The sequence below is a fragment of the Nitrosopumilus sp. b3 genome (assembly GCF_014078525.1).
GTDB lineage: Archaea > Thermoproteota > Nitrososphaeria > Nitrososphaerales > Nitrosopumilaceae > Nitrosopumilus.
Genome location: NZ_MU078694.1, coordinates 172,561 through 185,594 on the forward strand (window position 1 = coordinate 172,561; position 13,034 = coordinate 185,594).

The window sequence follows — 13,034 nt, forward strand, 5'->3', positions numbered from 1 at the left end:
TTGCATTTAGTATTTTCGCAGAACTACTATGCTTTACAAAATATTTTCCCCTCATCATCGATAAAAAATTTAGATCATAATAGAACTAAAGGCTCTGTTTGTGCGATAGTACACACAAAAATGAAAATGTGTTGTTTTTTTATTACAACAATTTCTTTTGATGTTCAATTTTATGAACATTTTTTTCAATTCTATGATTTTTTTATATTTCAAATCTGACACTTTTTTAAAAAAATGTCCAAAGTGAAAACTAGAATACATTAAATGCAATAACTGAGATTACAATCATCACTACTACGTGCTTTGTTCCAGCTACGTAAGAGCCTGAGCCAATCTTGCCTGCAGCAAGTCCTCCAAATACTGCTTCGATAATTGCCATATTGAACAATGCCGATTCTAGTTTTTCAATCTCCATGCTTGCAAGTGAGCCAAATAATCCCTGCGTTCCACTTCCTGATGCTAATAATCCTTCCTGAACTTTTTCAATTTCTGTAAAAAAACTAGTTGTTAACAAAACTGCTACTGCCAAAAACACTGCAAATGAAATGTAAATTGTATATGTGTATGGCTGAAGAGCTGATTTTCTACTCTTTTCAATATTTTGCATATCTGAGACGTGCTTTTGAATCATTTCCAGATTTTCTGACACATCCCCTCCAATTTTCATTGCCATCTCAAGTAAGACTGTAACACGTCGTGCAACCCTAGTCCCTGTTCTTTCTGCAAAATTCTCAAACGCATCCTCAATTGGTGTTCCCCAACTGATGTTTGCTCTCAGATTTTTTAATTCAGGAGTTAGTGCTCCTAGATTCCGTTCACCTGCTTGCTCTATTGCTTTGATCAAATTTGCTCCACTTTGCACAGAGCTTAACAGTGCAAGCAAAAAAACTGGTAGATTTCTGTCTATACTATCTCTTCTTTGCACTTCTTTTAGCTGATGTATAGTTAAGGGAATGATTCCTACTAGTATTCCGAAAATTAATCCTACATCCCTAATTGTTGTTGAATCAGAATATTCTGAAAAATAGAAACTCATTGAAATTACACTGATGGATGCAATAATGGAAAATGTTACAGTCTTTAGAATCTCATTTTTTAATATTGATTGTTTTGGCTCGAGTTTTGCTACCCTTCTTCTTATTTTTCTTTTTTGTTTGCTTTGCACTCTTTCCATCTTTCTACCTCTTTGGTACCATTGTGTCCATCATGACTAACATCAAAACTCCACTAAGAGGAATAACTGCAAATGTTAGAATATTCATTAATGTGATCAAATCAAATCCTGCAAGACTTGGACTCATTATTCCCATAATTGATAACATGATTACCGCAAGTAATGGGAATACAATTAACAAAATTGTATAAATTTCTGCAACACTACCTAATGATTCGGTAGTTTTTTGCATTAGCATCTTTTTTTCTTCAAGCTGGACTTTTGCTGTTGCATTAAAGTATTCTTTAAGATCTCCTCCTGATTGAACGGTTACTACTGCGCCTTCTAGTAATTCAGAATATGGTCCAGTTGGAGTTCGATGTATCAAATCTTTAATTGCACTAATCAAATCCATGCCTAAAATATCGATATTTCTTACAATGTATCTAGCATCTTTTACGATATCTTCCTCTGTCTCCTCCTTTGCAATCGCTTTGAAAATACCTTCTAGTGTAAGGCCGCTTGTCGCTAATGTTGACATGTATCCAATAAAATGAGGTATTTCCTCAACTAGTTTTGAAGATCTATTTGTAACTCTAACTTTGGGAATCATCTGCAGTATTCCAAATGTTATTCCAAATAGCATGAATCCTGCTAATACTGGCAGTAAAAAACTCAGACTTGCTGGTTGAATATTGATGAATTGAGCTACAATTAATGCTAAAACTGCTCCGCAAATACCTGCAATCAAACTAAAAAAAATCATGCTTGAAACATACACTTCAAATGGGATTGGCATCATTGCCTGCTTGATTGATTTGTCTAGTGATTTTAATTTTGGATGTAAAAATTTTACATGCTCATTTAGTAATTTGTAGCTATACACATGAATTTGTCCAACTGATTCTTCGTCATTCTTTTTTTGTTTCTTTCCAATTAGATTCATGATTTTACCTCTAGTCTTTTTCTTTCGTAGAATCTTTCTGGATCAGCATAATACTCCATTACATTGGCAGTTACTTCTTTATGATCACGAATATCATTTTTTACCATCCATTCTAATGCTAATCGTCTTTTTGTCAATTCATAATTGATTTTTTCGTCACTGTCTCCATCTCTTTCTTTGAGTTTTCTAAAAATTACACTGTTGCCCATATAGTCATGGGTATCTGTTTTTGGATTCCATTTGAAAATTTCATGTGTTCTAATTTCCCCTGTAGTTTCATGAATTCCGTCAATTTCTGAAACCTGGATAATCCTTCTAGCTGATTTGTTTCCTACTCTAATTTTTAATTGAAGTGTGATTAGATCAAGACTGTTTGCAATTAGTGCTTTTGGGACATCCATTGGGGATGATGTTAATCTGGTAAGTGTCGCATCAACAGAATCTGCGTGAATTGATGAAAATCCCCCGTGCCCTGTAGCCATTGCCTGAAATAGTGTATATGCTTCTCTTCCCCTGGTCTCTCCTACAATGATAATGTCAGGTCTTTGTCTTAGGGCAGCTCTTAGAAGATCGAATTGATTAATTTCCCCAATTTGAGTATCTGTAAAGTTTTGACGTGATACGGCTGGAATCCAGTTCTCATGAGGCAGATTTAGTTCTTGGGTGTCCTCTATGCTGACCACTTTCTCTCCAGGCTTGATAAATGAGGCTAGGGCGTTTAGAGCTGTAGTCTTACCGCTAGCAGTTCCTCCGGCAATGAGCATTGTTGATTTTTTCTCAGCCAAATACCACATGAATGCTGCAATATCAATTGAAATTGTTCCAAATTTTATCAAATCAATAATTGTTATTGGATCTGCTCTGAATCTTCTAATGGTAAATGTACTGCCTCTCTTGGTAATTTCATGACCTAGTGTGAGATTAATTCTACTTCCATTTGGAAGTGATGCATCAATGATTGGGTCTGCCATCGAGACATGTTTTCCACAAATGTATGCCATCTTTCTTGAAAAATTATTTAGCTCTGCATCTTTTTCAAAGATGATGTTGGTTGGCATGGATTCATGTTCTCTGTGCCATATGTAGATTGGAATATTGGTTCCATCACAACTGATTTCTTCAATCATGTGGTCTCTCATCAACGGTTCTATTTTCCCTAAATGAACAAAATCCCTAATCGCATAATAATTAATTTTGGAAATATTTTTTTTTGGAATATTTAATCTGTATTTTTTAACCATCGATGAAATTTTCTTTTTTAATCTTCTTTCTGCATCTTTTTTTGATTTTATGTCTTGAAGTGATACAGTAAGCTCTGTCATTAATAATTTTTTAATAATTTCAAATGCCTTCTGGTCTCTTTCAGACAGTATCGGCTCAATTACTTGATACCTTAAGCCGCCTTTTGCTGTTGGGTCTTTAATAATTCCTGCATGTATCTCGTTGTTGTCCCATTCTAACTTTGATAAGGTCATGAATTGAGGAATTTTTGTATCCTTTTCTTCATTTTTCAAATCTTTTTCTTTTTTAATTTTATCTTCTTTGATTATTTCTTTTGATTCTACCTGCAATTTTTGCAATCCTGATATCTTTTCTTTGAATATTTTTAGCCTCAATTTCAGGTTTAATACATCTCTAATGCGTTTTAACGCATGTTCGTTCATATGAACAGCATTTTCCTTTTACTGTTCATTTGCTTAAGAAAACAACTGGGATGATTGATATGTTCATACTTTATGAGGTGAAAAAAATTGTTTAGAAAAAAAACAAATGATAATTCTAAACTCGAATCAAATTCTGGTCATAAATTAGTGGGTCTGAATAACATATCTTCAATTTTCAAAGGAGCCTCAAATGAGACCAAAATTGAGCCTAAAATAGAGAAGATATCTGAAGAATCTATTCATTTTGATGACTCTGATTCACCAAAACCTTCTACCAGTAAGGCAGTAAAACTGATTCAGGAAGTTCAAAAACTCAAGGATAGGACAATTACCCCCTTTGTTGATTACAATGAAGGCTTAATTTTTTACCCAATTCTATCTAAAATTGGTGAAGTTCAGGACAACATTTCATGTCTTGATGATTTGGTCTCAGATGGAATTTTAGAGAAAAAAATTTATGAAAAATTAATTGTTTGTCCAATCCATCCTGATACTCACTCATCTAGTGTTCGTCTTTATTGTCCAAAATGCCATTCACTGAATGTTGAAAAACTAAATCTATTTGAGCATAAGATATGTGGGTATATTACAGAAAACACGAACTTTGATTTCACAGATCCTGAAAACTCTCGATGCCCTTCTTGTAAGAAATCCATTAAAAATTTTGAAAAAGAAATACGTGTTCCTGCAATGTGGTATCAATGCATTGACTGTGTTGAAAAATTTGATAATGCTGTAATCAAATTACATTGTAGAAAATATGAACATGATTTTGATACCAATTCTGGACAATTTGTTCCAACATATTGCTATAAATTAAAAAATTCTGAATCCTCCATCAATTCTGATACGAATCAAATTAAAGATGATTTACTAAAATTATTACAGGGATTCAACTTTGATGCAAATCTCAATATTCAGATAAAGGGTAAGAGTAACAATATTCATGAAATTCCAATTTATGGAAAAAGTAGAATCACTGATGAATCGATACTGATCTTTATAAAAAATCAGCCCGACGGAATTAATCAGTCAGATATGAATTCTATACTAGTTCCCAAATTAGACATTGATCCTACCAAAACATTACTGTTAACCGTATCTGGAATTAATGATGGTGTTGAAAATCTTGCAAAGCATTATAGGATTCATTTGATTGCAGAATCTGACTTCTCTCAAATTATTTCACGGGTAGAAAAATTTGTTTCTGATTGGTATTCTGAGAGTGGTGGCAAAAATTGAAAAATGTCTTTTCAAATCGTTTTTTAAAAAATCGTCGAGCTGTAAGTCAAGTAATGGGAAGTGTGGTGATTTTGGGAATTGTCAGCTCAGTTGGATCTGTAATTCTGTTTAATGGTATGAACAGTATTAGCGCATTTACATATGACCTCTCTTTTCATGAGGCCTCAAAAAATCAAATTCATAGAGAGGATTTGGTATTTGAGCATGTCCGATTTGAGCCTAATACTGATAATTTAGAGATTGATTTGGCAAATATAGGCTCTGTTGAATCTACTATATCCAGTATCACTATCATAAATATCGACAATCAGGAAATTATCACAAATTGGGTAGATGTTGATCAAACCATTCAACTAAAAGATAATCAGCAAATTATTTTGGATCTAATCGATGATACTCAAATTTTATTGGTTCAGGGAACTGGAACATGGAATGATCCTGCATATGTCAATTCTGAATATAGAATATCATTAACAACTACTAGGGGAAACTTCTTCACAACTGTAGCTAGTCCATTTAATACATAAAAAATGTCATCAAACTGTTTCTCTGGTATTAAGAAAAAAAATTCTCGTTTAAAAAATAGGCGGGGAATTACAGATATTATCAGTACCATGATGTTGATGGCTGTAACTGTTACTGGAGCTAGCACATTGACTTATTTTATGAATGATGCATTTCTTTCTGGAAATTTGGGTACTACCTCAACACTTGAAGCATCATCTTTGAACATTCTTCTTTTAGCATATGATACACGTGATTCTTCAGGATTACTTACACTGACTGATGTGGATAACAAATATGATTCTCTTTTGTGCCGTAACAGCTGCAGTAGTAACCAGAATAATATTCCTAATAATGGCGGTACAGAATTTATTGTAATTCAAATTCAAAACAATAATCTTAATTCAATTTTTCTAGAACATCTATCAATTAATGGTGAGCGCTATTCTTGGGATATTTCTACTTCTGGTGTTACGTTAGACACTACTGTCCCATTAACCAATGGGAAATACCCTGCTGATGGAATGTTTTCAATATTACCTGTTACAGTGGGGACAATTATTCAAAAAGAAAATACTGAAATCCAAAGTGGCCAAACAGTTAACCTTCTTATAAAATTAGATTCTGTTGGCTCTGACATACAATTGAATAAGGGAATTCGATTGCTTTTAAATTCTGGACAAATTCAACCCGTGGAATTTTTACTTGAAAGTGGTGGTGCACAATAAAATCTCAATCAAAGAATTTTGCAAAAAATAGACGAGGTCTTTCTTCTGTTGTTGGTGCATTATTCTTCACCGTACTGATGGTTGCAGGATTTTCAGTATTGAGTTTGGCATTGGATGCTCAAACTGATATTGTTACTACTCAGAGAATAGTTTCTGATGTTGAGCTAAAAAAACAACAAGAAAGATTTGGAATTGCAGTGTCCACTGATTCAACTAACAAATTAGATATTTCTGTGACTAATTTTGGTCAAAATCCAGTTGAAATCTCTAGTTTTTGGATAATAAACAAGACTCTATCTACTCAACCTGCTACTCGTTATTCTGTAAACTATGATGACTCTTTTGTTACGGGTGGTATTCCTTCATCCATACTTTCTTCTCAATCACTTTTCATGGTGCCTGACTCTTATGATATCAAGGTAATCTCTTCATTAGGTACTATTGAAATTGCAGAATTAGTTGTAGGGCCTGGTGGTTCTTCAGTTAATGATTTACGTTCTGTACTTGTAACTGATCCTCCTGATGTAATTCTTGGACAAAATGTAACAATTGGAATGGTTGTGACTAATACTGGCCAATTAAAAATTAATGATGTCACTCCTTCAACCATATCCGTTAATCCACCTGGTGTTGTTGTTGGATCTTCTGGCCCTAATCTTTCTTCAGTTGATTTGATTCCTGGTGAATCCTTTTTGTTTTTGTGGGATTACACTATTGATGGAACTGCAGATACAAGTATTGACTTTTCAAATTTTGCAACAGGATTGGATGTAAATAATAATTTAATTCAGAGTAATATTGCATCAGATAAAACTGTTTTACGAGATAGTGCAAATTCAACAAGTTCTGAGGAATTAATTGTCCTTACACAAGATCTTTTGGCAAAGCCTGAGCTGTTCATAGTAATGCCTGCACCATTTGGTGAATCTGGGCAACAGGGTGTTTGGGGAATTAATGTTGTTAATCCAATTGAAAAAGATCTTGAGGTCAGCAAAATTGTGATTACTGCGACATCTACAAGATATACTGGCGGAGATGAAATTTTTACAGATAATAACGGTAATGCTTGTGAGGCCGAACACGTTGATTTAAGCTTAGGTGGAACATGGAGTTGTCCTATGCCGAATCAATTAATGTGGAAAAGTCTCAGTAGCCCTGTTTCTGTTCCTGGTTTGTCAAATGTTCCGTTTTTAGCTTTAGTTGAACCTGGATTTATTGGAAGCAGTGGTGATTTCCTTGAAACCGTCCCTGTTGATGTAAGTGTCTATACTACATTAGGGCAATTTGGAAAATCTGGATATGGTACATCATATAATGAAGGGTCTACGACATTGCCAAATGTCTATCTGACAGATGTGCCTGGATCTTCTAGTAACGCAAACATTCTTTCAAGTATTCAAGGAATATCAAGTGGAAGTGTCATTAAACTAAATGCTACTCTAACTGACTTTGATGATAATCTTAGTCATGTTATTCAGGCAACGGATTCCAGATTAATTATTAATATCCCTAAAGGTTGGACCTCTCCTTCTATAATTAATGCCCCTGGATTTACAATGGATCCAATTGAAACATTTGCAGATGGCTCTTCGCAAATTGTTGGAGTTCTAAATTCTGATATTGCTAGCACTGCAGATACCCAAACTATAGAATTTCAAGTAACTGCTCCTACTGTAACTTCTACACAACTGTATGTCATGTATGTTCTAGCAGATGGAATTAGTAGTGGCGATGTAGCTATTGGCCCATTAGCTGAAATAGTATTACAAGTAATTCCGTGATATTTTTTAAAGTGACTTTTAAAATTACTTTGTTTTTATTCTAATAAAAAAGAAAAAATGGTGTTATTGACCCATAGTTGGATCAATCATAACATAATTGATTTTGTAGACTTTGTCAGCGTTAAGTTCTGCACATCCAAGAAATACCATTAGATTATCTGTTGGATCTTCTGGTGGCATATCATCATCATCAAAAAGGAATTCTGATTCGCTATTGTGTGGTATTATTCTCTCTAGTGTGCATTCAGCATTCTCAGCCCCTATCAGTGGATCAAGAGTTTCTTCTACTACACTGAATAAGACAATTGTAGTAGTTGAACTTAATTCAGAATCAACAATTCCGATGTTTCCTTCAGTTCCCATAATTTCTATACATGGTTCTGTTTTGATTCCATCAACGTAATGATCACAACTGTCTTTTGTTGCCAGACCAAGACCATTTCCGTCAATTTCAATCTCCATTGAATTATTTTGGAAAACTATGCCACCAGGTCCGCCTGAACCGTCTCCATTATCATCATTATAGATTGTGCATGAGATCGTTTTGTCTTTATTAATCATAAATGATTCATTGGTTGTTGCTGGACATTTTTTGTCTCCTGTAATGAGAACTTCGGTATATGATTCCGTGACTGCTGGTGTAATTATTTGACTTAATGTGTATGCTCCTTTTGGAACTTCTGCAACATGTACGGATGGATCAAGTGTATCTTGAACTAAATCAAATGTAGCACCTAATTCATCAGTTACTTTGTATGAGAAGTCCTTTAGCATGGCTTCTCCACCATTGTCTTTTGTGAGTGCATTTCTAATCACAATCATGCCTGTTTTTTCTGGTTCTGGCTCATCTCCGCATGTAAGTGGGTTTGATGCTGAAATTGACGTTTCTCCATCTTTCAAACCATCTGTGATTTCTAAAGAATACCCGTTATCACTTTCTGTTTGTCCGATGTATAGATCCTGCGAACAAGATGTGTGTATTTCAATTGATGAAACTAGATCATCGTCATCATTTTCTACTATTTTGTAAATAACAAAGACTGTGTTAGAATTTAATTTTCCTTTACCAAAACTGGATGATTCAATTTGATAATCTCCCATATTGGTCACATCTGCAATACTTGTTAATTTTTTGTCATCATTACCTATGTAATTGATTTTTTTGTAAATCTCAATTCTAAATTCACTGTCTATCTCTTCACTTGGTGTAGAAAATTTGAACTTTAGCGTGTCAGGCTTCTCACAATCACATGGATCTTTAGGACTATCTTGATCACAATCATCGTCATCGTCATCATGATTATATCCGTGATATCCGTAACTACAATCATCGTCATCGTCATCATGATGACCACCATATGTTGAAAATGCATTTGGAGTTGCTGTAGCAAATCCTCCGATTATTAAAATCGATGCGATTGCTGATATTGTCAAAGTCGTCTTTAATTTTGTCATTGTCTTGACATGTTTTGATGACTACAAATGAGCAATGTTGTAATGTTTGAACAACATTTGAAGATGCTGTGTTGTTTGAACACAAATTGCTTTAACATCTCTTTTGATTTTAATAATTTCAGAATGACAAAACTACAGTCAAAACAAAACAAGTTGACTTCAAGAAGAGCCGTTGCTCCAGTTATAGCAACACTTCTTTTGGTAGCAATTGCCGTAGTAGGTGGAAGTATTGTCTTTGTGTTTTCACAAGGATTCTTTAGTTCCGCACAAATCAGTGGAGCCCCACAAATTGAGTCTCTTCAAATTGTAGGGTATGATGCTAGTGACGTAGCGAATCTACAAATTCATGATGGGGGTCTAACTGATAATACAGGACCTCCTGCTACAATAGCTGATGGCGTTCAGAATAATGGTCTACAAACCGGTGAACGAATAGCAGTCTATGTGGTGAATCAAGGTGTATCTCAAGCCGCATTAACTGAAGTGAGATTTGGTGGTGCTGTATACACATATCAGCCAGGTACTGCTGTTACAGATCTAGATGACTTTGCAGCAGATACTTTGTTGGGTGCATCCCAAGAATTTGCAATTATCACTAGAGGTACTGCTGGTGTTGCTGAAGTATCTATAAATCCAACAGCAATAATTGAACCAGGTCAACAAGCTACAATTCTACTCGAATTAGAACAAGATGTTCAATTTGGTAGAGACATGCAATTCAAACTAACTACTGCACAAGGTGCGGTATTTGTAGGAACTGTTGTAGCAGGACAACAAAGTGGATAACTCCACATTTTTTCATTTTTATGAAAAACTATGGAGGCAAAAAATGAAAAAAGGAGAAAAACGATGAAAAATAAAACACCTTTGGTATTTTTACTTGTAACTACTCTACTGTTATCCGGAAACTTACAATTATCCTCTGCTCAAAATCTAGAAGCATTAGCAGAATATTCGATAAAACTTGCCATTTCTCCAGATCATCTGGAAAGTGGAACTGCAGAACATCCAGTTGGATATCTATATGTTCTAAGTAAACATGGTGTCCCTATCACTTCTTCTTATGATGTACCAGTAAGTTTGAGTTCTGACGACCCAACAATTGCTTCGGTGCCTGCCAAAACCATTCTAAAGGCTAATGAAGAATTTGTATCATTTCCTATAATTACAACTGAAAAATCTGGAAAAACAACAATCAATGCATCTCTAAATGGAAAAACAACTTTTCAAAAAATCCAAGTAGGGACTGATGAAACATATCTTCCAGATGATCTAATTTTAGAATTAAATTTACCGACAAATGAAATGCATGTAAACTCACAAATGCCTTTTTCAGTTTTTTTAAAGAACGCTGATGGAACTATTATCCGTGCACCAAATGATGTTGAAATTATTCTTGAATATGATGAACTTTTAGCTTCACCTGATTCCAATTTATTGAAAATTAAGAAAGGCGATTACTATGCTTGGGGAATTTTATCTTCTCATGAAAAAATTGGTAATACATTTGTGCGTGCAATTCATGAAGAATCTGGTCTTGATGTGGCAAAGAGCATTGAAATTTCATCTACTTTACCTACAGGCTTGAAATTATCTGTATTTCCTAAATTGATCCCGGCAGAATATGATAGGACTTTGGATATTTTCGTTACAGTTGTTGATTCTGATGGTAATCCGACAAAGACTCATGAAGATATTGAGTTGGAATTTTTTTCAAATGAGCAATTCCCTATTGGAGATGTTTTAGATAAAATATCCAAAGATGAGACTCCTATAATTAAAAAAGGAGAATTTGGATATTTACTTCAAGAAAAATTTAGCTTACAAAATTTACTTAAAAATGATATTTTGATTGGAGTAAGCTCTGAAGGGTATGGTACTGCAACTGATACTTTTCGCACTGTGGGTGAATCTATCGAAGAGGGGAATAAATTAAAACGAACTCTCCAAAATGTTTTTAGTTTTGGATTTAATGTCAAAGACTATGGGAATACTGTAAAAGTTTTTGGTTTAGATTTTATCCCAAGCAATGCAACTGCATTCTTTACTTATCAACTATCTATGATTGAAGATGATGAAGATGATGATGGGATAAGACCTGATGGGACTGAAATTGAAATTAATCCCGAATGTGCGGAACAATCTGATGAGGATACTGGTTCTTCAGATGATGTAACTCATAATACTGAACTGTCTCCTGAAGAAATAATTCTTTATTCTATAGATTGTTTAGAGGATGAAGAACTATATCCTATGCAGGCCACTGAGACTCTTTACGCTGATGGATTCATTAAAAAAGTAAATGTTATCTCCAGTGATGACAAACTTGCTCAAATAATTGATGGCGGGAAAATTCTCAGCTCTTATTCTTTTGGAACTGCAGAAATATCTACTGGTCAAAAAACAGGACCGGTAACCATTTCCACATCGATCAATGGTGTTGGAACTGGCTCTTTTACCTCAAATGTGGTGAATACTTTGGAGCAAAAAGAAGTGCGTATATTTTCTCCTACTGGGGAGAATAGCTTAATTTTTGATCGTGATGGATATTTTGATCTATTCCTAATTGCACTTGATGGAAAAGAACGACCTAAAGTTATGAAGGAATCTGGTAAATATTTGATTACTCCTACTAACGGTCTTGTAGAAATTGCTAAGGGAACAACTTTTACTTTTGCACAACTTAGAAGTGATTCATTTGATATATCTGTAGGAAAATCCAACATTCTTCTTACTATTGAGCCTATTGGTGAAAATGCTGATTTAAAATTAGAAGGAAATAAGGCATTTACCACTCAACCTTCATCACAAATTCAAATTTCATTGCCACTTGCAAAAATTAATTCAAATCATCAAGAAAATTTAGGTGTAATACAACTAGTGGACTTGCAAGGGTATCCTGTAATTCCAAAATTTAATGTAAAATCAAAAATTACCTCTTCTGAAAATTCTGTTGTCCAAATAATTGATGATTCAATAATTCCAGCAGGATCATCGTATGCAACTTTTCCAATTAAAACAACCGGTTCTGTCGGAACTGCAACCATTTCTGCAAGTGCTAAGGGTGTTAATGGAACTTCGTCAATAATTAATGCCGCATCATCACAAATGCAACTACAAATTTTTACTGGTGGGTTAGTTGATGTGGTAAAAGTAGATGATCCGATAGAATTTAAATTATTTGTAGATGATGAAAATGCAGAATCTGTACCTGGAGCTTCGATTAAAATTATTACAAAGGGTGATGCAGTAATTTCTCCTGAAGTTGTAAGGACAAGCTCTGATGGCAGTGCTATTGTAAGTTTAACTGCATTTGAAGGTCCAAACATTTCATTTGACATAATTGCAACAGCTGAAGGATATGCTGAAGGAAAAGATTCGTTTACTGTGAATGTTGATTCGCCAGATAAAACTTTCAATGGAATTGAACTGGAATTACCTGAATGGATTGTGTATCTTGTAATTGGAGGAATTCTAATGATTGGCGTTGTGGTCTTTGTGTTCTTAAAGAAATCAAAGGCTGATTTGGAAGAAGATTGGGAAGAGGAAGAAGAGATATGA

10 protein-coding genes are annotated in these 13,034 nt (G+C 34.4%); 6 read left to right on the forward strand and 4 right to left on the reverse strand.

All coding sequences use genetic code 11. From position 1 onward, the window contains the following. Positions 1-250: 250 nt before the first annotated feature. From C6990_RS02915 to C6990_RS02925, 3 genes are read right to left on the reverse strand one after another with little or no spacing between them, the layout of a single operon-like run. Complete coding sequence (locus tag C6990_RS02915) at positions 251-1,174, reverse strand: type II secretion system F family protein (protein ID WP_182128249.1); 924 nt, start codon at positions 1,172-1,174, stop codon at positions 251-253. Positions 1,175-1,178: 4 nt separating this feature from the next. Next, positions 1,179-2,099 (reverse strand): type II secretion system F family protein, encoded by a 921-nt coding sequence (locus C6990_RS02920; RefSeq protein ID WP_182128250.1) that lies wholly within the window; start codon positions 2,097-2,099, stop codon positions 1,179-1,181. Next, positions 2,096-3,715: a type II/IV secretion system ATPase subunit gene (locus tag C6990_RS02925; RefSeq protein WP_182128251.1), complete on the reverse strand. Its 1,620-nt coding sequence runs from the start codon at positions 3,713-3,715 to the stop codon at positions 2,096-2,098. Before C6990_RS02925 ends, C6990_RS02920 begins: the two co-directional genes overlap by 4 nt. 135 nt (positions 3,716-3,850) lie before the next feature. On the opposite strand from C6990_RS02925, the gene C6990_RS02930 reads away from it, so the two are divergent. The 4 genes from C6990_RS02930 to C6990_RS10955 all read left to right on the forward strand — a co-directional run bounded on the left by C6990_RS02930 (position 3,851) and on the right by C6990_RS10955 (position 8,018). Next, entirely contained in the window at positions 3,851-5,005 is a 1,155-nt protein-coding gene (locus tag C6990_RS02930; RefSeq protein WP_182128252.1) for a TackOD1 domain-containing metal-binding protein, read from the forward strand. Next, a complete protein-coding gene (locus C6990_RS02935) occupies positions 5,002-5,532 on the forward strand; it encodes a hypothetical protein (protein ID WP_255465143.1) in 531 nt (176 codons plus the stop codon). Before C6990_RS02930 ends, C6990_RS02935 begins: the two co-directional genes overlap by 4 nt. Before the next feature lie 3 nt (positions 5,533-5,535). Continuing rightward, positions 5,536-6,237: a hypothetical protein gene (locus C6990_RS02940; RefSeq protein ID WP_182128253.1), complete on the forward strand. Its 702-nt coding sequence runs from the start codon at positions 5,536-5,538 to the stop codon at positions 6,235-6,237. A 98-nt stretch (positions 6,238-6,335) separates the two neighbouring features. After that, on the forward strand, positions 6,336-8,018 hold the full coding sequence (locus C6990_RS10955) for a hypothetical protein (RefSeq protein WP_255465145.1): 1,683 nt from the start codon (positions 6,336-6,338) through the stop codon (positions 8,016-8,018). Positions 8,019-8,081: 63 nt separating this feature from the next. On the opposite strand, the gene C6990_RS02950 is transcribed toward C6990_RS10955, so the two are convergent. Further along, positions 8,082-9,473 (reverse strand): hypothetical protein, encoded by a 1,392-nt coding sequence (locus tag C6990_RS02950; protein WP_182128254.1) that lies wholly within the window; start codon positions 9,471-9,473, stop codon positions 8,082-8,084. A 123-nt stretch (positions 9,474-9,596) separates the two neighbouring features. Between C6990_RS02950 and C6990_RS02955 the strand changes: the two genes are divergently transcribed. Continuing rightward, the gene (locus C6990_RS02955; RefSeq protein ID WP_182128255.1) at positions 9,597-10,259 is read left to right on the forward strand and encodes an archaellin/type IV pilin N-terminal domain-containing protein; all 663 of its coding nucleotides are present in this window, start codon (positions 9,597-9,599) and stop codon (positions 10,257-10,259) included. Between the two features lie 63 nt (positions 10,260-10,322). Then, a complete protein-coding gene (locus tag C6990_RS02960) occupies positions 10,323-13,034 on the forward strand; it encodes a hypothetical protein (protein ID WP_182128256.1) in 2,712 nt (903 codons plus the stop codon).